Below are 21,994 nucleotides of genomic sequence, written 5' to 3'. Positions count from 1 at the left end.
TGTTAGAGCTTTTTATAGCGCAGTAGCATAAGCCGACTGTGGCAGCACAAACGGAACCCCCTCTGCTGGCGGAACCCCCACTCTCAAAGAACATTCATAAACCCGTTCAAGCCGGTCATCCGTCAGAGTGTGCTGCGGTGTACCGATAGCATCGAGTCGGCCTTTGTGCATGACTGCAATGCTGTCGGCGAACATAGCTGTCAGATTGAGATCATGAAGGATAGCAACCACACCGCCGCCTGCTGCAGCAAAATCGCGCGCGATTTCCATCACTGTGATCTGATGTTTGATATCGAGGCTCGAAATCGGCTCATCCAGAAACAGATAACGTGACTTGCCATCAACAACCGGCTTCCAGACCTGGCACAATACGCGCGCAAGTTGCACACGCTGCTGTTCACCGCCGGAGAGCTCCTGATACAGCCTGCCACTGAAGCCAGCAAGATCGACCTTCTGTAACGCAAGATCAGGTAGCCTTTCCTGTTCAGCGCCTGTTACGCCGCTAAAGCCACCCGTCAGTCCAATATGCACAATCTCGCGGACCGTGAATGGGAAAGACAAAGCACTGGCCTGAGGCAATACTGCACGACGCGCTGCCATCCGCCATGGTTTGATCCGGGCGAAATCCTCACCGTCGAGATAAGCCGAACCCGTGTAGGAAAGATCGCCCGAAAGTGCGCGCAACAAAGTGGTTTTTCCAGAGCCGTTGGGACCGACGATTGCTGTCACCTCACCGGGCCGTGCAACAAAATCGATGTTCTCGATGATCTGTACGCTGCCGATGGAAACACCGAGTTTTTTGGTTTCAATCATCTCGTGCCTCACAGATCAAGAACGCCGCGCTGCCGCAGCAATATCCAGAGGAAGAACGGAGCGCCGCAGACGGCCGTGATAATGCCGATTGGCAATTCCGCAGGTGCGACGATCGTTCGGCTTACAGCATCAGCAAGCAGCAACATGATAGCCCCGAGAAGTGCTGCCGAAGGCAACAGATAGCGATGATCCGGCCCGATACTCAGACGAAGCATATGCGGAACCACAATACCGATAAAGCCAATACCACCGGATATGGCCACCGTTGCGCCGGTCGCGGCTGCCACTGTGACAATTGCTACGTTCTTGATGCGCTGAACAGGAATACCAAGGTGGCCAGCAGCAGCCTCCCCCAAGGCTAACGCATTAAGGCCGCGCGCCAAAAACGGCGTTGCGACCAGAACAACCGTAATAATCGGACCTGCGGTGCCGATCTTGCCCCATGTTGCCCCGGCCAACGAGCCAAGCCCCCAGAAAGTCAGGTCACGTAACTGGCGGTCGTCGGAAATATAGACTAGCGCGCCTGTGGCAGCGCCTGTGAGAGCACCAAGCGCTATACCGGCCAGCAACATTGTTGCTACAGACGTGCGGCCACGCCGGGTCGCCACGCGATAAAGAAGAAGCGTGGTGATAAGCCCGCCAAAAAATGCGGCGAGTGGCAAGGCATAAAGGCCGAGCAGAAGATAAAGCGGCGCAAGCGTCGTACCGCCCAGAACAATCATCGACACGGCACCCAGACTGGCACCGGCAGAAACGCCAACAAGACCTGGATCAGCGAGAGGATTGCGGAACAGTCCCTGCATAACGGCTCCCGAAACTGCAAGTGCGGCGCCAACCAAAATTCCCATGATAATACGCGGCAAACGTATTTCCATGATGATCAGATGATCGCGCCTAAATGCTTCAGCGCTTTCCTGTGTGCCGAAAACAAGTGCACGCACAACACTCCAAACAGAAGCGTCCGAAGCCCCTGCTGTCAGGCTGAAAAGTGCTGTGAGGCACAAAAATACAGCAAGAATTAAAATAGCTAGACGCGCACGTACAGAGCGATCTCCGGCATGCTTGCTGATGGCTTGATCACGCATGGCAAAGCCCCCGGGTTTTGCCACACGATCTTGGTTGGTCATTTTGAAATGTCCTCATTGCGGGCTTCCGCGATATGCCTGCCGGTGCAGACATAAGTTTTAGTTTGCGGCCTGCTTGCCATAGAGCTTTTCAGATAGCTCGCGGCTGGCTGCACCCGTGCGCGGACCAAATCCGAGCAGATAAAGTGAATCCATCTGAACGATATTCTCACTACGCCCGGCAGGGGAATTGGCAAGCGCCGGGTTCTTCAGAAGGTCTTCTTTCTGAACACTGTCTTTGCCGATATCCATGGTGAGGATCAGATCAGGCGCCGCCTTTTCGACAGCTTCATCTGTCAGCTGCTTATAGCCCTGATAGGATTCTATGGCATTCACACCACCCGCAAGGACGATGATGCCGTTGGCACCTGTGCCGGTACCAGACGCCATGATGCGCCCTTCCTGCGCCGACATGATGAACAGCACACGCTTTCGAGGGTTCTGGTTTGCAGAAATTTTCTGCGCAGCTTCCAGATCGCGCGATACATCTGCTGCCAGCACTTTGGCCTTTTCCTCAAGTCCAAGTGCCTTACCGACAGCTTCAATCTTGGCAATTACGCTTTCGCCGGTATGCTCTTCGGGAATAACAACCATCGGAACCGAAGCCTTTTTCAGAACTTCAAGCGCCTCTGGCGGGCCACTACCCTCAAGCATCAAGATACCAGTGGGATTGACCGAAAGAACACCTTCTGGCGAAAGACGGCGCATATAGCCGACATCAACAAGCTTCCTAGCTTCTTCTGGATAAGTGCTGGTTTGGTCGCGGGCCACGAGCCTATCGCCCGCACCAAGCGCATAGACAATTTCAGTGACGGCGCCGCCGACGGAAACGAGACGCGATGTATCGGCGATTTTCTCAACCGTATCGGCTTTTGCTATTCCGCCAAAGGCAACTGAAGCAGCCAGTACAGCCAAAATTGCGCAGCGCCCGATGCTGGATGAAATGATTGACATTTGCTGTTTCCCTAAAGCACGTCGCGGAAAATTAAGAACCGAGGGTCCGCCAAAGACGTGCGTAAAAACTATGGTTCTGAGTGTGGTCCGGAAATGAAAGACACTTCCGGACCGCACCTCAAAACAAAGGCTTGGCTACTTTTTAAGCAGCCGTCGACTGAGGCAGACGCGGGAGATTTTCGGCAATCATGCGCCAGTCAGCAAGTTCAACTTCACCTTCATGACGCTCACCGAAGAACTGAATGATCAGTTCGCCATTGGCGTCATAAGCTTCGAGCGAAGTGACATGGCCGTCTTTCGTCGGCTTGCGAACAACCCAAGCGTCAGCAATATGATCTGCTCGAAGATGCAGATGGAACGTTGGATCAAGCACATTGAGCCACGGGCCCATCATCTTGATCTCCGCGATCTTGCCAGTGTGAATCTGGATACAACCACGGCTTCCAACGAAGCACATGATCGGAATTTGTTCCTGAACCACGTGGTTCATCATGGCTTCAACTGCCGAAAGATCAACGCGCCAAGCAAAGTCCTGTCCGGCAAGATGCACGGCCTGATGACGATCGACACCAAAATCTTTCAAGAGACCGACAAACTGATGAACGTCGGTCAGAGAGCCCCAGCGTTCACGGAATGCATCGCCATCAATTGTTGAAACGTCAGCTTTTTCTGGCTTTACAGCGATTGGCTTTGTTTCAATTGCAGGAGCCTGATCGTCAAGCAGCAATTCGGAAACGATCTGCTCATAGGCTTCCAGATTGGACGCCGGGCGAAGATTAATTTTGTGAACGGCTTCGCCTGACGCATCGAAGAACTGCAAGCTGCGGCGAACATGTTCACCATCAAGTTTTGCTACAGCAAAGCCATGCACCCAATGCTTTGGGAAAATACGGAGATCGATTTCCTTACCAAGCGTAAGGGACGCATGCGGCCCCCATATCGTCTTTTCAAAAGGGCCAATCTTTTCATGCACAGCGCTCTCATTCCGCGTCAGCGCCATGACTTCGCCAAGCGAAGGCGCATGTTTGAGCAAGGTTTCCACATCTGCACGGATGCGGCGCGCGGAGATCGAGCTGTCAGCATCTGCACCGGTGTAAGCCGCAATGAAATCGGCCTCTGATATCCCGAGACTTTGAGCGAAATCACGCTCGCGCATTTTCGGGTTATCTGCCCGTGCCTTGAGAATCTGCTCTGGGGAGGGCTTGGTCTGGGTCGTCATCTGTTGTTTGCCTATTTGTTCAGGATGAGCTTGCCTTGACGGGTGATCTTCAAACGATAGAGAGAGCCGCCATGCTCTATCGCCACTTCGCGGGAACCGTTGAAGAGTTCACGGCTGCCATAAGTCTGGAGCTGCGGCTCGAGCGGAGATTCAGAAGTGCGCGATTTGTTTTGTCCGTCCGCTGCAAGGCGGGACTGGATTTCGGGCATGCGGCTGGAGACGCGTTCCCGCGGCAACCGCACCTGCATGTCGATGTGAATACGCCTGTTCATTGTTCTGCCTCTGCGCCAGTTATGGAGCCGTCTTGTTAACTGACCGAATGTCGACCAAATCATTAGTTGACATCTAAAGTCATGTTTAATAATCACTGCCTTACTGGATTAATCGAGTCAAGTTTAAATCTTGTTTTTTCCAGAGCAAGCCCGAAGGTTTCTCCTTCCAGCCAGCGCTGACGCTCCCCTCGGGATGGGGAGGATGTAACCTATTGAGAAATTTAACTTTCTCACCTCAGACGGGCGTGAGAATTTTGCTTTGTCCTTCAGGAGATACTAGGCAATGCGGGCAATAAACGGGGAACATAAGCGGTCATTCTTGGCGAGTACCAGCCTTGCCGTTATTCTAATAGCAATGACGCAGAACGCTTTCGCGCAGGAACAGGCTGCAGCGACAGAAGCGGACGGTGTCGCGCTAAAAACAATCACGATTCAGAATGCGACTGCCGCTAAAGCTGATGCGCCATATTCGGCGCCAGCAGCGGTAAGCACCGTTTCAAAAGAAGAAGTCAACCGGTTCGGTGATGTGAAGCTTGATGATTTGCTTCGCGATGTACCCGGCACGTTTACCCGCATGAATGCTTCGCAACCAGGCGTGGCCGTCAATATTCGCGGCTTTGAAGGTTCGGGACGCGTTAACATGATGGTCGACGGCGTGCGTCAGAACTTTCGCTTTACCGGTCATGAGGCGCAAGGCTTTACCTATATCGATCCTAACCTGCTTGCCGATATCGACGTTTCGCGCGGAGCAGTCACAGGCGCCGGCGGTGGTGGACTCGCTGGTAGCGTAAATTTCCGCACCCTTGGCGTTGATGACATCGTTCGTCAGGGTCAGCAATATGGTGTCCTCGGTCGAGCCTCTTGGGGCAGCAATGGCGTTGGCTTCTCGGAAATGCTCGCCGCTGGTGCAAAAGTGAGCTCTATGGGTATCGCTGGCGCGATCAGCCGACGCGATTCAAAAGATTTCGAGAATGGTGACGGCATCAAACAGGCCGACACCGGCCAGACACTGACGTCAGGCTTGATTAAAACCGAGTTTGGTTTTGGCGAAGATCACAAGCTGGCGCTTGGTGGAGTGTTCTACAACAACGATTTTGGCGCAAATTCTTACGACCAGAACATCAAGAACAAGACCTTCACCGCTAACTATAGCTATAATCCGTCAGATAATGATCTGATAGACCTTCATATTAATGGTTATTACAATCGTTACGATATGACCTACTACAATAGCTTGAGCACAGGTCTCCCGGGCTCTGCAACTGGTCGTAAAATCACCGATAAGGGCATCGGCTTCGACATTCATAATACATCTCGCTTCACGGCCGGCGATCTGGGCATTAAGTGGAATTACGGTGTTGAATATTTCCGCGACGATGTTACCGGCGGCAATTCTGGCGTGAACCCTGTCGATGGTCGCAGCAGCACCGGTGGTATCTTTTCCGAGACTACCTTCAGCTATGGTATTGTCGATCTTATCGCCGGGCTTCGTTATGATTTCTACAAGTCTTCTGGCACCGCAGATAGCGGCCTGCCAGGCTTTGGCAATAACGGCGTCTACGACGTAGACTTGTCAAAGCAACGTCTTGATCCAAAGATCACACTGGCGATCAATGCGACCGACTGGCTGCAGCCATATATTACGTATTCGCAGACCATGCGCGCACCAACATTGCAGGAAACAATGCTTGGCGGCGACCATCCAGGTTCGACAAGCGTCAGCTTCCTTCCTAACCCTACTCTCTCTCCAGAGGTTCAGAAGGGCTGGGAGATCGGTGTCAACGTCAAAAAGAATGACCTCTTCTTAGCTGGGGATTCATTCCGCCTGAAAGCCGATTACTATGACATGGATGTCGAGGATTACATCGCGTCTGCGTTTAACCCGACCTATCGCAAATATCAGTTTGTGAACATCGACGGCACATCCCAGGTACGAGGCTTCGAACTTGAAGCGATGTATGACGCTGGAATGGCATTTGGCGGATTGACCTACACCCACTCGAAGTCTGATCTTCCAGCCCAGACCCCAGGTCTCGGTGCTGGCCAGTATCTCCCTGACGACATCTTCTCCGTTACGGGTGGCGCGCGGTTCCTTGAACGCAAACTGACCGTCGGCGGTCGTTACTCTTACGTATCTTCCGGCGAGACTGTTGCTTTCGCTGGTGTCGAAAAGACAGACAGCTATGGATTGGTCGATGTCTTCGCGAACTACAAGTTTACCGAGAATGTCGATTTGACGCTTAAGGTGAACAACCTGTTCGACAAGACTTATACGCCCTTCCTGAGCACCTCTGGATCTGGTCAGGGACGTACGTTCCTCGTCTCGACACAGTTCCAGTTCTAACACTTTTCGGGAGGCTATAACCTTCCGAACACTGATCGTCGTGTCTACGAAGTCCACCCATCTCTGACCGCGGCTGTGGCCTTCATATCCCGAGATACGGCGCGGCGAGTGCGGGCCCTACCACCGCACTCGCCGGAAAACCAACAGGACACGGCACAACATCTGTGCAATTGTTCTGAAAAATTTTGTAGCCAGTCCATCTTTGCAAAGAAAAGGATCAGCAATGTTCATCGCAATGAATCGCTTCAAAGTTCTCGTCGGCAACGAAGCCGATTTCGAAACAGTCTGGAGAAACCGCGATTCCCAACTTTCTGAGCTTCCCGGCTTTGAAAGCTTCAACCTGCTGCGTGGTGCGACCAACGAGGAAGAAGGCTATACGCTCTATTCTTCCCACACTGTCTGGCGCACACGTGATGATTTCGTCTTTTGGACAAAATCCGAACAATTCCGCAACGCTCACCGCAACGCTGGCAACAACAAGCCACTCTATGCAGGTCCACCACAGTTCGAGGGATTCGAGGCCGTGGAAGGCGTTTGAGCCACTCTCGCGCGATGTTTTCCACATCATGCGGCGAAATGGCGCATAAGTTTTAAGCAGGGCAAAAACTGCCCTGTTTTACCCTATGTAAAAGTCTAATTAACGTTTAAAGATGGGCGCTTAACTCATATTTAGAATAATTCTAAGTTATTGATTTTTAGAACGTTTCAAAAACATAAAATTTGACAGAACCACCCCTCCCCAGCCATAACCTGACTTAAATTGGTGGGTTTTTGAAGACTTACCTAAGTCTACCTTTGATGTTCGGGCCTTTAACCCCTGCGATTGGAGGAACCTTTGTTCGGTTCAACACGGCATTTTGCCAATATTGAAGTAAAAATCGGCGCGACACGCCGTATTTTTAATGGTCAAAATAGCAACGAACAAAGTGCGTCACTCCGCATTGTGAGTTTTATACAATCACAGCGTATTGCAGATGCTGGAGTTTACTTTTCATGCTAGTCTGCAGCTGCAACGTTATTACCGATAAAGATATTGAGATCGTCGTCACACAGCTTCTCGATGAAGATTGCTGGCGATTAATTGTTCCTGGCACCGTCTATAACGCCATGTCGAAGAGCGGTCGCTGCTGTGGCTGCTTCCCAAACGTCGTAGAAACGATCATAAGGGTGACCGAAGAATACCATCTTCGTCACAACCAAATGGACGAAAACGTGGTCCTGTTCATGGATCGTGTGCGTTCTCTACGAGACAAATTCGGGAGTTCATGGAATGAAAGGCGAACCAAAGGTCATCGAGCGGCTTAACGAGGCACTGTTTCTCGAACTTGGCGCAGTAAACCAGTACTGGTTGCACTACCGTCTGCTCAACGACTGGGGTTTCACGCGTCTTGCTAAGAAAGAACGTGAAGAATCCATCGAAGAAATGCAGCATGCGGACAAGTTGATCGACCGCATCATCTTCCTTGAAGGCCATCCGAACCTGCAGCAGGTTGCGCCACTGCGCATCGGTCAGAACGTCAAGGAAGTTCTGGAATGCGATCTTAAGGGCGAATACGACGCTCGCGCATCCTACAAGAAGTCCCGCGAAATCTGCGATGAACTCGGTGACTATGTTTCCAAGCAGCTTTTTGACGAGCTTCTGGCAGATGAAGAAGGTCACATCGACTTCCTCGAAACCCAGCTCGATCTGCTCGCCAAGATTGGCGAAGAACGTTACGGCATGCTCAACGCAGCACCTGCCGACGCAGCCGAATAAATTCGGTTGAGTAAAACTTTAAGCCGGAGCTTTGCTCCGGCTTTTTTATTTGTTTTGTCTTTCGTAACGATATGCGAACGCATAGGTTTGGTTTTTTCAGAATCCAAGCCCGTGGAAGTTTCTTATGACCGATGCCACCATATCCATTCGCAAAGCCATTGAGGCTGATCTTACGGCAATTGTAGCCATGCTTGCGGATGATGCGCTAGGGACCACACGCGAGGACAACAGCAGTCCGCTCAACCGATGCTACACTGATGCGTTTAAAGCCATATATAGCGACCCCAACCAATTACTCGCCGTCGTCGAGCATGATGGAAAAGTAACAGGCTGCTTACAGCTCAGCTTCATTCCGGGGCTATCGCGCAAAGGTATGTGGCGCGGGCAAATCGAAAGTGTGCGCATCGCCAGTGACACACGTGGCGGCGGCATCGGCAGGCAAATGATCGAATGGGCAATTGAGCAATGTCGCGAACATGACTGCGGTCTGGTGCAACTTACAACCGATAAATCTCGTTCCGATGCCATACGCTTCTACAAATCGCTGGGCTTCGTTGACAGTCATGAAGGTATGAAACTGTCGCTTTAGAGCATATGCCAGCCGGAGTGAAGCGAGGATCGAAACGCGCTCGGCAAATAAAAAGGGCGCTTGAAGCGCCCTTTCTTTATTTAAATGTGTCACAGCTTATTGCGGCAGCTTGTCGTCAACGCCAGCAACGTAGAAGTTCAGACCGAGCAAGGTCTTGTCGTCAGCCTGTTCGCCTTCCTTGAGCCACTCGGAGCCGTCCTGCTTCTTGATCGGGCCAGTGAACGGCTTAAGTTCACCCGACTTGATCTTGGCTTCAGTTTCTTCAGCCATTTTCTTAACGTCATCAGGCATGTTGGTGTAAGGCGCCATCTTCACGAGGCCTTCCTTCATGCCCCACCAGATGTTCTGAGTCTTCCACGAACCATCAAGAACTGCCTTGGCACGGTCGATATAGTATGGGCCCCAATCATCAACGATTGCCGTAAGCTGGGTTTCAGGACCGAACTTAATCATGTCCGAAGCCTGACCGAATGCCTTGATGCCACGCTCATGCGCAACCTGGATCGGTGCGGTCGAATCCGTATGCTGGGTGAGAATGTCTACACCCTGATCGACGAGAGCTTTAGCAGCATCCGCTTCCTTGCCCGGATCAAACCAGGAATTGACCCAGATGACCTTGACCTTGAAGTCTGGATTGACCGACTGTGCGCCGAGCATGAATGCATTGATGCCCTGTACGACTTCCGGCACGGGGACTGACGCGATGTAGCCTGCAACGCCCTTGGTCGACAGCTTGGCAGCAATCTGGCCCTGTACATAGCGTCCTTCATAGAAGCGCGCATTGTATGCTGACATGTTGTCTGCAGTCTTGTAGCCGGTTGCGTGCTCAAACTTCACATCCGGGAACTTGGCCGCCACTTTGAGTGTCGGGTCCATGTAACCGAAAGAGGTTGTGAAGATCAGCTTATTGCCTGCACGCGCCAGACGCTCAATCGAGCGTTCGGCATCCGCACCTTCGGGCACGTTTTCGAGGAAGGTCGTCTCCACCTTGTCACCGAGAGCTTCGATCATCTCCTTGCGGGCAACGTCGTGCTGGTATGTCCAGCCGAAATCACCTGGAGGTCCGATATAGATGAAGCCGATCTTCAGCTTGTCTTCTGCATGTGCCGCCCCACCAAGCATAAAGCTGGCCGCGGTGGCGATTGCCAACAACGTCTTTTTCATGTTCCCTGCGCTCCTTTTTCACCCTCAAAATAAAACAGCTACCCGTGGGAGCCGAGATGCCGTTCAAAACTGTCACCTGTCCGGCACGAAAGGCTTGCCGAGCGATGCAGGCGTGTTCATCATCGTCAAACGCCTGTTGCGTGAGATGATAACCAGAACCACGATTGTCGCGATATAAGGTAAGGCCGACAAAAACTGCGATGGCAGGCCGAAGCCAAGCGCTTGCGCGTGCAGCTGGCCAATTGTGACCGCACCAAACAAATAAGCGCCGATCAGCACACGCCACGGACGCCATGAGGCGAACACGACAAGCGCGAGCGCTATCCAGCCGCGCCCTGCCGACATGTTCTCAACCCATTGCGGCACATAAACGAGCGAAAGCTGTGCACCAGAAAGCCCGGCGCAAGCGCCACCAAACAACACAGCAAGATAACGGGTGCGTACCACATGCACGCCGAGCGCATGGGCCGAGCCATGACTGTCACCAATGGCACGCAATTGCAGACCCGCCCGCGTGCGGAACAGAAACCACGTCACCCCAACAACCAGCAGAATGGATATATAAAAGATCGGGTCCTGCCCGAACAAGAAACGGCCGACATAAGGAATATCACTGAGATATGGAATGCTGATTGCCTCAAGCCGCACACCCGGCATACCGACAAAGCTCTCACCAAGCATAGCCGAAGCACCGATACCGAGAATGGTCAACGCCAGACCGGTCGCAACCTGATTGGTCACAAGTGTGAGCGTCAGAAATGCAAAAATGCCTGAAAAGAGACTGCCTACAAAGATAGCAGCCAGCATGCCAAGCCAGGCCGAGCCTGTGTATTGTGCGGCGGCAAAGCCTGAAACCGCACCCATCAACATCATGCCTTCGACGCCAAGGTTCAGCACACCAGAGCGCTCGACGACCAGTTCACCAATTGCCGCTATCAACAAGGGGGTTGCCGCGGTTGCAATGGTGAGAAGAATTGCCTGTGTCAGGTCCATTGATCACACCTTCCCTGCTGAACGGCCCGCTACAAAGCGGATGCGATAATGGATGAGCGTGTCGCAGGCGAGCACGAAGAACAGGATCATGCCCTGAAACACACGGGCTGATTTTTCCGATATGCCAATGGCAACCTGTGCGGCCTCGCCGCCCAGATAAGACAGCGCAAGCACAAAGCCTGCAGCGATAGCGCCGATCGGATTAAGACGACCAAGGAAAGCAACGATGATTGCCGTAAAGCCGTAGCCAGGAGAAATGACCGGGCGAAGCTGTCCAATGGCGCCAGATGTTTCCGCAATACCGGCAAGACCTGCGAGCGCACCTGAAACAGCGAAGACAAAGAAGACCAGCTTGCCAGAACTGAAGCCAGCAAACCGGCCTGCCCTTGGGCTTTGCCCGATGACCTTGACCTCAAAGCCTTTCAGCGTTTTGGCCAGAAGGAACCACACTGCAACAGCAGCAACGATTGCAAATATGAAGCCCCAATGGGCGCGACCCGATGCGCTCCAGATTTCCGGCAAAACGGCACTTGGATTGAACTGGCGTGTTTCCGGGAAGTTGTAGCCTTCAGGATTGCGCCATGGTCCGCGCACCAGCCAGTCAAGGAGCAGCTGCGCGACATAGACCAGCATGAGGCTGGTCAGAATTTCATTGGTGTTGAAACGAACTTTGAGCAGCGCCGGAATGGATGCATAAGCGGCACCGCCCGCCATACCCATCAGCATCATCAGCGGAAGAACGATCCAAAGCTGCAATTCTGGAAACATGACTGGCAAAACGGAGCCGGTGATCGCACCGATAATGAACTGACCTTCGGCGCCGATATTCCAGTTATTGGACAGGAAGCACACGCAAAGGCCAACAGCAATCAAGATAAGTGGTGTCGCCTTGACCAGCAACTCGTGCCATGACCACACATCAAGCAATGGCTCGACAAAGAAGACATAAAGCGCCTGAAACGGGTCTTTGCCCATCAGTGCAAAGGCGAGACCGCCGAACACCATCGTGAGCGCCAGCGCCAGCAAAGGCGATACTGCGCTAAAAATTTTTGAAGGCTGAGGCCGTTTGACCAGTTCTATACGCATTATGCTGCCCCTGCCTGATCCGTGCCGGATACCCCGCCCATGAGAAGGCCGATCTTTTCCAGCGTCACTTCAGCGATGGGCATGGGATCAGAAAGCGCGCCATGATTCATGACAGCAATACGGTCGCTAATTTCAAGCAGTTCATCGAGATCCTGGCTGATGACAAGAACGGCAGAGCCGGAGCGCGCCAGATCGAGCAGTGCCTGACGGATATGCGCAGCAGCCCCGGCATCCACGCCCCATGTCGGCTGGTTCACAACCATGACAGATGGAGCGCGATCAAGTTCACGACCGATGATGAACTTCTGGAGATTGCCACCAGACAATGCAGAGGCCGGTGGGTTTTCAGCGCTCTTGCGAACATCCATCGTCTCGATAATGCGCTTTGCAGCGGAACGCAGCGCGCTTTCGGCAATCAGCTTCAGTTTACCACCGCGCAAAAACGTTTTCGCGTCAGTTTTATAGCGCGACAGGAAGAGATTATCCGTCAACGGCAGGGATGGCACTGCACCGTGACCAAGTCGTTCTTCGGGGACAAAGGCTGCACCCATCAAACGCCTTTCGCTGATGCCGAGTTTACCTGCATCTTTGCCCCGAATACGCACGGCTGACTCTGATGATTGAAGAAACTCGCCGGATACAGCTTCAAAAAACTCGCCCTGCCCGTTGCCCGCCACTCCCGCGATACCGACAACCTCACCTGCTTTTACCGAAAGCGAGATATTGTCGAGAGCCGTCGAAAAGGGGCCGCGCGGTGCCTGAGACAGATTTTTAATTTCAAACAATGGTGTAGCCGTGGTTTCAGCTACATCAATCGGTTTGCGGGCTACGACCTTGATGTCATTGCCAACCATCATGCGTGCAAGCGATGCCGCCGTTTGCTCTCGCGGGTCGCAATGAGCGACCACCTTGCCATGACGAAGCACGGTTGCGCGATCACAAAGCCGCTTCACCTCTTCAAGCCGATGGCTGATATAAAGGATCGACTTGCCTTCTGATTTCAGGCGCTCCAGCGTCTCAAACAGCCGATCTGCTTCCTGTGGTGTCAGCACCGATGTTGGCTCATCGAGAATGATCAGATCCGGCTCTTGCAGGAGACAACGCACAATCTCGATACGCTGACGCTCACCCACCGAAAGATCGCCAACATGCGCCTGCGGATCAATAGGCAGGCCATATGCTTTTCCGATCTCGCGCGCACGTTTCGCCACTTCAGGAAGCGGCAGTGAACCGTCAAGTGACAATGCAATATTCTCGGCAGCAGTCAGCGAGTCAAATAGAGAGAAATGCTGGAAAACCATACCGATGCCCAGCTTTCTTGCTGTGGCGGGCTGGGTGATCGTAACGCGTTCGCCCTTCCAGACGATTTCGCCCTCCAGCGGCTGTAGCGCACCGAATAGCATTTTAACGAAGGTGGATTTCCCAGCACCATTTTCGCCCAGAAGCGCGTGGATTTCCCCCTCTGCAATGACGAGATCTACCGCGTCGCAGGCTCTGAGTTGACCAAATACTTTGGTGAGCCGGCGGACATCTAAAAGAGGCCGGTCGGATAAAGGCGCTGACATTGTTCCCCGAGGTTATTTTTTTACGACCTTATCCAGCAAGACCGCAATTGAAAAGCCAAAAAGAAATCGGCGGAGGACATATGCACACCGCCGATATTGCCGAAGCACAATTCGATATCCTTATGGGAGCAGAATACTCGCGCCCGTCGTCTTGCGCGCTTCCAAATCTTCATGCGCTTTACGCACATCTTTGAGCGCGTAAGACTGATTGATTTCTATCTTAACTGCACCGTTTGCTACAACGTCGAAAAGATCGTTTGCAGTTCTCTCCAGATCAGGGCGCTTCGCCACATAGTTGAACAATGTAGGACGGGTCGCAAAAAGCGATCCCTTCTGCGCAAGAATGTTCAAATCAAATGGCGGGATTGTTCCAGAAGACTGGCCGAAGCAGGCGAACATGCCAAGCGGCTTCAACACATCGAGCGAGCCCATATAGGTGTCGCGCCCAACCGAGTCATAGACGACGTCCACACCTTCGCCGCCGGTCAGTTCCTTGACGCGTTCGACGAAGTTTTCCGTGCGATAGTTGATCATATGGTCATAGCCGTGAGCCTTGGCAAGCGCGACCTTGTCTTCTGAACCTGCCGTTCCGATGACAGTCGCACCAAGATGCTTGGCCCACTGGCCTGCAATAAGCCCAACGCCGCCTGCAGCCGCATGAAATAGGATCGTGTGGCCGGGTTTGACGACGAAGGTCTGACGCAGAAGGTATTGCGCAGTCATGCCCTTGAGCATCATCGCAGCGGCCGACTTCAGCTCAATCGTTTCCGGCACTTTCAGCAAACGATCAGCTGGAAGAATACGCTCATCGGCATAAGAACCTGGTGTCGCCGCATAAGCAACGCGATCACCAACCTTGATACTATCGACGCCAGAACCCACAGCAACGACAGTGCCTGCGCCTTCATTACCGGGGATGAACGGCATCTGAGCCGCCTTGTAAAGCCCAGTCCGAAAATAGACATCGATGAAATTCAGGCCAATCGCCTCGTGGCGCACTTTCGCTTCACCCGGACCCGGCGCACCAATTTCAATCTGTTCATATTGCAGAACGTCAGGGCCACCAGTCTGATGGACGCGAATTGCATTGATCACGATGCTTCTCCAGTCGTTGTTTTCCTAGAGCGTCCTGCGCCTCTTGGGCGCTACATAAGGACACTTTGAACTATTGAACCTACGTATCGTGCTTTCCAAAAATCGATTCCGATTTTTGGGCCGATGCTGCAGCAGTCGCAGCCTCAGCGGCAATCACCGCAGCAGTCCGGCCAAGATTGGGGAAAAATTGCATGATGGCACCGATGAAGTAGATATAAAGCCCGGTCACGGTGATACCGACACGCACCCAGAGCGGCGCATCAAGTGTGTAGTACAGGCCTGCCGCACCGAAAGCGCACCACAGCAAGAAGACGGTCAGGTTCAGCGGACGCAGACGCACCACGCGCACCGGATGCAGGAAGCTGATAGGCAGGAATGAGAGGATCGCTGAAGCAACGACGATGGCGAAGGCTTCCCATTCGCCGGGTCTGACGATGAAGAGCGTGAACACCACCATATTCCAGACAACGGGGAAGCCTTTAAAGAAGTTCTCTTTCGTCTTCATGCCCGTATCGGCGTAATAAATGGCGCTCGAAACCACGATGATTGCGCCCGATATGAAGGACAGGTTCGTCCCCATAAACCCGCTTTGGTAAAGTGCGAAGGCCGGTATCAGCACGTAAGTCACATAGTCGATGATGTTATCGAGCAGCTCACCAGACCAGTTGGGTAGCACGTATTTGACTTCGAGCTTGCGCGCGATCGGGCCATCAATACCATCAACAAACAGAGCCAGACCCAACCACCACCACATTGCGGTGTAGCGGCCATCGCTTGCCGCGACGATAGACAAAAACGCCAGAAACGATCCCGACGCGGTGAGCAGATGCACGGAAAATGCCTTCGCCTGCGGCGCGGTCACTTTCTTGGCTTTGAGTTTTCCGGTCAGTCTGGTTTTCACGCCGTTCGCCATTTCTCTTGAAGGCTACCCTCAATCTTCCAGCATTCATCCTGCCGGGTGCGGGTCAGCCAATATGACTCTGAGGCTCTAAGCCAAAAAGCCGTGATCTTGCATAAAGCTTTCCCCGAATAAGGTGAAAAGAGCAAGTAAGTCATGAGACAAAACCGCCCTCATTCCACCAAAGATTAGGTTTTAATTAACGCGACATTGGCCTTTTCAGCCTATTTGCGGTTAAGTGCGGCTGAAACAGAACGAATAAGAATCGCTTTCGGCCAGCATTTTGGCGAAGGATAGAATACGATGAATGACGTGGTTGTCGAGAAGCCCCTTACCGAGATCGTCATCAGTGGCGGTGGACCAGCCGGGATGATGGCAGCACTTGCTTTGAACGCAAAAGGCTATCGGACAGCATTGCTCGGCCCCGAAACCGACAAGGGCGACCGCCGCACGACCGCACTCATGATGCCTGCAATTCGCTTTCTCGATGAGATTGGCGTTTGGAACGACATTGCGCCGGAAGCAGCCCCTCTCGCCTCCATGCGCATTGTTGATGCAACGCGTCGCCTCATTCGCAGCCCAGCTGTTACATTTCGGGCCGGCGAGATCGACGAAGTGGCTTTTGGCTATAACATTCCAAACGCAACACTCAATCAGAAGCTTGCGGAGGCGGTTGAGAAAAACAGTGCGATTGAACGCATCACGCTTCCGGCAATCGAATATCGCAACAACGATGACCACGTGACAATCACGCTTGCAGGCGGCGATACACTCCATACGCGCCTTGTTGTTGCCGCTGATGGCCGCAACTCAAGTGCACGTGAGGCTGCAGGCATTCGTACGCGCCGTTGGAGCTATCCGCAAACAGCTGTCGTGCTTTCGTTCAGTCATACGGTCGACCATGAAAACATCTCGACCGAATTCCATACCGAGGAAGGCCCGTTCACACAGGTTCCGCTAAAGGGTAAACGATCCAGCCTCGTCTGGGTGGTTAATCCAGGACGTGCAGAAACGCTGCTCGCACTTGATGATGAAACACTTGGTCAGCGCATCGAAGAGATGATGCAGTCCATGCTCGGCAAGGTCACTCTGGACGTCCGTCCGCAGGCATGGCCACTGTCTGGTCTGGTTCCGCATGCTTTTGCCGCCAAGCGCACTGCGCTGATAGGCGAAGCTGCTCACGTGTTTCCGCCAATCGGTGCACAGGGCCTTAACCTTGGGACGCGCGATGTGGAAACACTTGTGAAGGCCATCGCGAGTGATCCATCAGATCCGGGTTCTGATCGTGTCACGCGCGCTTATGATCGTGGTCGTCGCCCAGACATTCTGGCGCGTACAGGGTCTGTTGATGCTCTGAACCGGTCGCTCCTGTCACCAATGCTGCCAGCACAGATTGCACGCGGCGTGGGACTTGAAATGCTGCGTTCTTTTGCACCGCTCAGAGCATTCTTCATGCGCGAGGGTTTGCGTCCCGGCAGTGGTTTTTCGCAGTTTATGCCCAAGCTTCCAAGCTTGGGCGAACCCGGGAAAACTTCACCAAAGCAATAAAACGCCCCAATAAACGAACCTGAAACCTCCCGCAGCTTTATTTCGGCGCGCGGTGAACTACATATGTCTTATGAGTATGGCACAGATAAAACACGCTAAGTTTCAGATCGGACAGGTGGTCAAGCATCGACTGTTTCCGTTCCGCGGAATCATTTTCGATGTCGATCCGGAATTCGCCAATACGGAAGAATGGTATGAATCCATTCCCGAAGAAGGGCGTCCGCGTCGCGATCAGCCATTCTACCATTTGCTGGCTGAGAATTCAGATTCGGAATATGTGGCCTATGTTTCGGAACAGAATCTTATCCCGGATCTCAGCGATGAGCCGCTTCGCCATCCGCAGCTCAACGATATGTTTGAGCGTCTGGAAAACGGATCATATCGCGTGAAACTGCACGCAAACTGAACTTTTCTGGTCATTTCTGATTAGAAGGCACAACAAAAAGGGCGCTTTGAAGCGCCCTTTTTGTTTCATGACATCAGAACAGCTTAGTTAGCTGCACCCTTTGCCTTGGCCTGTTCAGCCTTCATCTTTTCTTCGAATTCCTTCTGGCGCTTTGCAACAGCGTCCTGAAGTTCCTTCTGACGTTCTTCAAGTTCAGACTGCTTCAGGCCTGGACCCGTAAGAGCTGCTGAGAAGCCGGTCAGTGCGACTGGAATCGGGTTCTGCTTGTTCTGGTAGTTGACCGAAGTCAGAGTTACCTTGCTGCCCTTCTTGAGAGCATTGATCAGATCATCGGAAAGCGGAGCTTCCGCAATGCAGCGATCTGGGAAGCAGATGCCGTATTCAAGCTTGGTTGGCTTGTTGTTGTCGATCTGCAAACCAACGCCAGCCGGGATCAAGCGGCCAATCGGAACAGTGACCTGAAAAATCTTACGATTGATCTTGCCCTTGATTTCGATGAGGTTGACAGCGGTTAGCAGCTGGCCGGAGTCAGCCGTGATAATATTCTGCGTGTTGCAGATGTCGTTATCTTCCTGCTTCGAGCAAACCTTGAACCAGCCCTGTGGCGGCTGCTGCTGTGCGGCTGCAGGTATCGTCGCAGAGGCAAGCAGGGCGAACGCGCCAGCAAATGCAGATGCGGCAGCGATTGTCTTCGTGCTGGTCATGATCAACAGTTTCCTTTCAAGGCTTTGATCTTCCGTCTCTGGTTTGAGTCAGCGATAGACCGTCACTGATTTGAAAATGCGGCAACAGCGTGACCTCCGGAACTTATCGTCCCAATCCGAGGGCCGTGTTACAACGACTTCTGATATGAATCCAGATGGTCGACTGCATTCAGACAGCAAAATACGCCATATTTTTTGTTTTAATCAGCACTGTCACGCGCCAGACACGCTCTTAATCCGCACAAACGCAAGGTTCATGCTAATTTCGCCACACGAATCGATACTAAACTCACACTTATTTACAATGGACCTATTAAGTTGAACGGGGACGCGAGAAAGTTGACTGGATTGTTTGCTCTTTTCCGCAACACAGCTTTAGCAAGCCTGCTCGGCTTCTTTGCGGGTATTGCTCCAGCATGGGCAGAAGATAACGCATCGCCAAATTATGCGCTTTCAATGCATGGCGATGTGGCCCTGCCCGCTGACTTCACGCATTTTCCTTATGCGAACCCGAAAGCGCCCAAAGGTGGCGCGCTTAAAATGGGTGTTGTCGGTACATTCGATAGTCTCAATCCGTTCGTGCTCAAAAGCATGCGCACGACCGCCCGCGGTTTGTTCGGCGATCTAGACTTCGGCAATCTGCTCTATGAAACGCTCATGCAGCGCTCACGGGACGAGCCCTTTACCCTTTACGGACTGTTAGCTGAAAAAGTTGCAATCGATCCAGAACGCAAATGGGTGGAGTTTACGCTTAACCCAAAAGCCAAATGGTCCGACGGTAAGCCGGTCACTGTGGATGATGTCATCTTCACCTATGAGATTCTGACCGAAAAAGGTCGCCCGCCCTATAACAACCGTATGAGCCGGATTGAAAAGATCGAGAAGACAGGCGAGCGCTCGGTGCGCTTTGTCTTCAATGACAAGTCAGACCGTGAATTTCCTCTGCTGATTGCAGCAACCATGCCGGTGCTTCCCAAGCATGCAATTGACCCCGCGACTTTCGGCAATTCGACGCTTAAAGCGCCGGTCGGCAGCGGTCCTTACACTGTATCCGGCATACAGCCAGGTCAGCGGATCATCTATAAACTGAACCCTGACTATTGGGGTAAGGACCTACCCGCCCGACGCGGGTTCGATAATTTCGAAACCCTGAGCATCGAATATTATCGCAACGAAACGGCCTTGTTTGAGTCCTTCAAGAAAGGACTGCTTGATGTGTTTCTTGAAGGCAATCCAACACGCTGGGAAAAATCCTATAATTTCCCGGCAGTGATACAAGGAAAGGTCATCAAAGAAAACTTCGAAAAAGGCACACCAGCAAACATGCTGGGCTTTGTCTTCAACACACGCCGCCCGGTTTTCGAAGATCGCCGCGTGAGACAGGCGCTTGGGCTGCTGTTTGATTTTGAATGGGCCAATCGCAATCTCTTTGCCGATCAGTACAACCGCCTGCAAAGCTTCTGGGAAGGCTCTGAGCTATCATCCGTAGGCAAGCCCGCAAACGCGCGCGAACGTGAGTTGCTGGCACCGTTCCCTGATGCGGTTCGCAAGGACGTTCTGGACGGGTCCTGGCACCCGTCGATCACAGACGGAAGTGGTCATGATCGTGGGCCAGCAAAGACAGCCTATGAGCTTCTGATTGAGGCTGGCTTCTCTTTCGAACACGGCAAAGCGATCGATCCATCCGGCAAGCCATTACAATTTGAGATCATGACGCGCTCGCCGGACGAGGAAAAAGTAGCGCTTGCCTATAAGCGCAATCTTGGACGCCTTGGTATCGATGCCGAAATTCGCAGCGCTGACGATGCACAATATCAGCAACGCCTGCAAACCTTCGACTATGATATGATCCTCGGCGCCCTGACCGGCTCGCTGTCGCCGGGCAACGAACAATGGCAGCGCTGGGGCTCAGCATCGCGCGAAGCCCAGGGGAGCTTCAATTATCCTGGCGTCGCCGATCCGGCGGTTGATGCCATGATCGAAGCGATGCTTGCAGCACGCAAACGTGAGGATTTCGTGAGCGCTGTACGCGCGCTCGACCGCATTCTCATATCCGGAGACTACTATATCCCGCTCTATTACCTGCCTTATCAGTGGGTTGCGCGCTGGGATCGGATCGGACATCCTGAGAAGACATCGCTGTATGGTTATCAGCTCCCAACATGGTGGCAGGTTGCCAAATAGCTCCAGTTGATAAGGCCGTAATTCACCCTACATTTTGGAATTATAAAGATAAGCGAGCAGGAGAATACGTCTCCTGCTCGTCGAACGGAGCACCTTTATGACCGCAAGAAAAATCACCATCGATGTTGTTTCAGATGTCGTCTGCCCATGGTGCTTCCTTGGCCGCAAAAGGCTGGAACAGGCCCTTGCACTAGCGCCCGACGTCGATGCCGAGGTCCGCTGGCGCCCTTATCAGCTGGACCCGTCTTTGCCTGCGCAGGGCAAAGATCGTCAGGCCTATATGCGCGAAAAATTCGGCACTGGCTCGAAGATTGACGACATTCATAAGCAACTCACTGAGCTTGGCGAAGAGAACGACATCGTCTTCGATTTCGAGGCTATCACACGTGCGCCGAACACTCTTGATGCACATCGCCTGATCCATTGGGCAGCACAAGCTGGTCCTGGCAAGCAGGATAAGCTCGTCGGCACCCTGTTCTCACTCTATTTCGAGCAGGGACAGGATATTGGCGATCACGACGTGCTTGTTGATGCTGCAGCCAGCATTGGCATGGAAGCACCAATTGTCGCCCGGCTTCTGCAAAGCAATGCTGACACGGATACGATCCGCGAGGAAATTGACACCGCCAATCGCATCGGTGTCCGTGGGGTGCCGTGCTTCATTATCGATCAGAAATATGCCGTCATGGGCGCGCAGTCAGCCGCTGTACTTGCTGAAGCTATTCAACAGACGGCCGAAGGATTTGAACCGGGTATTGCCGAAGATCGCTGACAATAAAGCACATCAAACAAAAAGCCCGTGCGTCCAGATGGAGCACGGGCTTTTTGTTTGAATATCAATAGAATGCTTACATGCTCTGATCAGACACGCGAACCAGAGTCCAGCATGGCTGCTTGGCAAATTCGTATTCCATATACTCGCCGCCATCCGTGCCCTTGATGACAACGACCATATTGCCATTGGCGGCATCTTTGTATTCAGCCTGAAGCTTCTGCCGATCCAGGGTTGCCATATCTGGCATCACCGGCCATTCGACATCAGCGAGTGGAACTTCCTTGCTTGTCTTCTTTGGCTCTGGATCAGCTTCCATATCGAGGCCTTCAAAGATGACTGTCTTTGCGGTCTGAGCTTCCTGAATTACAATGTTGTGGCTGAAACGCGTGACAAAATTCTCAATACCTTCAACCTTGCAGTTGAGTGTGGTCAGAGCGAAAGCCGATTGGGAAGCCAAAACAAATGCAGCAGCAGTGCAGGAAATGCGCAAAGCATTCTTAAACAT

The 21,994-nt window shown here is 52.8% G+C and carries 22 protein-coding genes; 9 read left to right on the top strand and 13 right to left on the bottom strand.

Translation table 11 applies throughout. From position 1 onward, the window contains the following. Positions 1 to 12: 12 nt before the first annotated feature. From QBD00_RS07840 to hemP, 5 genes are all read right to left on the bottom strand, one after another. The gene (locus tag QBD00_RS07840) at positions 13 to 813 is read right to left on the bottom strand and encodes a heme ABC transporter ATP-binding protein (RefSeq protein ID WP_318579106.1); all 801 of its coding nucleotides are present in this window, start codon (positions 811 to 813) and stop codon (positions 13 to 15) included. An 8-nt stretch (positions 814 to 821) separates the two neighbouring features. Next, positions 822 to 1,940 carry a FecCD family ABC transporter permease gene (locus QBD00_RS07835; RefSeq protein WP_412535001.1) on the bottom strand — a complete coding sequence of 373 codons (1,119 nt, stop codon included), beginning with the start codon at positions 1,938 to 1,940 and terminating at the stop codon, positions 822 to 824. A gap of 57 nt (positions 1,941 to 1,997) precedes the next feature. Beyond that, on the bottom strand, positions 1,998 to 2,891 hold the full coding sequence (locus QBD00_RS07830) for a heme/hemin ABC transporter substrate-binding protein (RefSeq protein ID WP_318579105.1): 894 nt from the start codon (positions 2,889 to 2,891) through the stop codon (positions 1,998 to 2,000). 142 nt (positions 2,892 to 3,033) lie between these two features. Next, positions 3,034 to 4,110 (bottom strand): hemin-degrading factor, encoded by a 1,077-nt coding sequence (locus QBD00_RS07825; RefSeq protein WP_318579104.1) that lies wholly within the window; start codon positions 4,108 to 4,110, stop codon positions 3,034 to 3,036. A gap of 11 nt (positions 4,111 to 4,121) precedes the next feature. Further along, a complete protein-coding gene (gene hemP, locus QBD00_RS07820) occupies positions 4,122 to 4,382 on the bottom strand; it encodes a hemin uptake protein HemP (protein WP_151091849.1) in 261 nt (86 codons plus the stop codon). A 319-nt stretch (positions 4,383 to 4,701) separates the two neighbouring features. Between hemP and QBD00_RS07815 the strand changes: the two genes are divergently transcribed. The 5 genes from QBD00_RS07815 (at position 4,702) to QBD00_RS07795 (ending at position 9,071) form a co-directional block, all read left to right on the top strand. After that, a complete protein-coding gene (locus QBD00_RS07815; protein WP_318579103.1) occupies positions 4,702 to 6,726 on the top strand; it encodes a TonB-dependent receptor domain-containing protein in 2,025 nt (674 codons plus the stop codon). Between the two features lie 223 nt (positions 6,727 to 6,949). Beyond that, the gene (locus QBD00_RS07810; protein WP_095444204.1) at positions 6,950 to 7,264 is read left to right on the top strand and encodes an antibiotic biosynthesis monooxygenase family protein; all 315 of its coding nucleotides are present in this window, start codon (positions 6,950 to 6,952) and stop codon (positions 7,262 to 7,264) included. Between the two features lie 455 nt (positions 7,265 to 7,719). Next, positions 7,720 to 8,031, top strand: a complete 312-nt coding sequence (locus tag QBD00_RS07805) for a (2Fe-2S)-binding protein (RefSeq protein ID WP_151091846.1) — start codon at positions 7,720 to 7,722, stop codon at positions 8,029 to 8,031. Next, a complete protein-coding gene (gene bfr, locus QBD00_RS07800; protein ID WP_095444203.1) occupies positions 7,997 to 8,482 on the top strand; it encodes a bacterioferritin in 486 nt (161 codons plus the stop codon). The genes QBD00_RS07805 and bfr overlap by 35 nt, the downstream gene beginning before the upstream one ends. A gap of 124 nt (positions 8,483 to 8,606) precedes the next feature. Then, positions 8,607 to 9,071: a GNAT family N-acetyltransferase gene (locus QBD00_RS07795; RefSeq protein ID WP_191793311.1), complete on the top strand. Its 465-nt coding sequence runs from the start codon at positions 8,607 to 8,609 to the stop codon at positions 9,069 to 9,071. A 96-nt stretch (positions 9,072 to 9,167) separates the two neighbouring features. Here the strand turns inward: QBD00_RS07795 and QBD00_RS07790 are convergent, their stop codons facing one another. The 6 genes from QBD00_RS07790 to pcsA all read right to left on the bottom strand — a co-directional run bounded on the left by QBD00_RS07790 (position 9,168) and on the right by pcsA (position 15,887). Continuing rightward, positions 9,168 to 10,235 (bottom strand): BMP family ABC transporter substrate-binding protein, encoded by a 1,068-nt coding sequence (locus tag QBD00_RS07790; RefSeq protein WP_151092851.1) that lies wholly within the window; start codon positions 10,233 to 10,235, stop codon positions 9,168 to 9,170. Between the two features lie 72 nt (positions 10,236 to 10,307). Continuing rightward, positions 10,308 to 11,228: an ABC transporter permease gene (locus QBD00_RS07785; protein WP_318579102.1), complete on the bottom strand. Its 921-nt coding sequence runs from the start codon at positions 11,226 to 11,228 to the stop codon at positions 10,308 to 10,310. 3 nt (positions 11,229 to 11,231) lie between these two features. Then, positions 11,232 to 12,314, bottom strand: a complete 1,083-nt coding sequence (locus QBD00_RS07780; RefSeq protein ID WP_318579101.1) for an ABC transporter permease — start codon at positions 12,312 to 12,314, stop codon at positions 11,232 to 11,234. Further along, entirely contained in the window at positions 12,314 to 13,879 is a 1,566-nt protein-coding gene (locus tag QBD00_RS07775) for an ABC transporter ATP-binding protein (RefSeq protein WP_318579100.1), read from the bottom strand. The genes QBD00_RS07780 and QBD00_RS07775 overlap by 1 nt, the downstream gene beginning before the upstream one ends. Before the next feature lie 120 nt (positions 13,880 to 13,999). Continuing rightward, positions 14,000 to 14,974, bottom strand: coding sequence for a quinone oxidoreductase family protein (locus tag QBD00_RS07770; RefSeq protein WP_151092843.1), 975 nt, complete (start codon positions 14,972 to 14,974; stop codon positions 14,000 to 14,002). Positions 14,975 to 15,053: 79 nt separating this feature from the next. Next, positions 15,054 to 15,887, bottom strand: a complete 834-nt coding sequence (gene pcsA / locus QBD00_RS07765; protein WP_264230665.1) for a phosphatidylcholine synthase — start codon at positions 15,885 to 15,887, stop codon at positions 15,054 to 15,056. A 288-nt stretch (positions 15,888 to 16,175) separates the two neighbouring features. Between pcsA and QBD00_RS07760 the strand changes: the two genes are divergently transcribed. Together QBD00_RS07760 and hspQ are read left to right on the top strand one after the other, a co-directional pair. Further along, positions 16,176 to 17,420 carry a UbiH/UbiF family hydroxylase gene (locus tag QBD00_RS07760; protein ID WP_151092839.1) on the top strand — a complete coding sequence of 415 codons (1,245 nt, stop codon included), beginning with the start codon at positions 16,176 to 16,178 and terminating at the stop codon, positions 17,418 to 17,420. Positions 17,421 to 17,490: 70 nt separating this feature from the next. Next, entirely contained in the window at positions 17,491 to 17,826 is a 336-nt protein-coding gene (hspQ, locus tag QBD00_RS07755) for a heat shock protein HspQ (protein WP_318579099.1), read from the top strand. Between the two features lie 83 nt (positions 17,827 to 17,909). On the opposite strand, the gene QBD00_RS07750 is transcribed toward hspQ, so the two are convergent. Further along, the gene (locus QBD00_RS07750) at positions 17,910 to 18,530 is read right to left on the bottom strand and encodes an invasion associated locus B family protein (RefSeq protein WP_095444193.1); all 621 of its coding nucleotides are present in this window, start codon (positions 18,528 to 18,530) and stop codon (positions 17,910 to 17,912) included. Positions 18,531 to 18,986: 456 nt separating this feature from the next. On the opposite strand from QBD00_RS07750, the gene QBD00_RS07745 reads away from it, so the two are divergent. Both QBD00_RS07745 and QBD00_RS07740 read left to right on the top strand, forming a co-directional pair. Then, positions 18,987 to 20,714 carry an extracellular solute-binding protein gene (locus QBD00_RS07745; protein WP_151092884.1) on the top strand — a complete coding sequence of 576 codons (1,728 nt, stop codon included), beginning with the start codon at positions 18,987 to 18,989 and terminating at the stop codon, positions 20,712 to 20,714. Between the two features lie 97 nt (positions 20,715 to 20,811). After that, on the top strand, positions 20,812 to 21,486 hold the full coding sequence (locus tag QBD00_RS07740) for a DsbA family protein (RefSeq protein WP_318579098.1): 675 nt from the start codon (positions 20,812 to 20,814) through the stop codon (positions 21,484 to 21,486). A gap of 76 nt (positions 21,487 to 21,562) precedes the next feature. Here QBD00_RS07740 and QBD00_RS07735 read toward each other — a convergent pair whose 3' ends face one another. After that, positions 21,563 to 21,994 (bottom strand): hypothetical protein, encoded by a 432-nt coding sequence (locus tag QBD00_RS07735; protein ID WP_318579097.1) that lies wholly within the window; start codon positions 21,992 to 21,994, stop codon positions 21,563 to 21,565.

It is taken from the genome of Ochrobactrum sp. AN78 (assembly GCF_029909885.1).
GTDB lineage: Bacteria > Pseudomonadota > Alphaproteobacteria > Rhizobiales > Rhizobiaceae > Brucella > Brucella quorumnocens.
The sequence above is the reverse complement of the archived record's forward strand: the minus strand, read 5'-3'. Positions and strand labels throughout refer to the sequence as shown.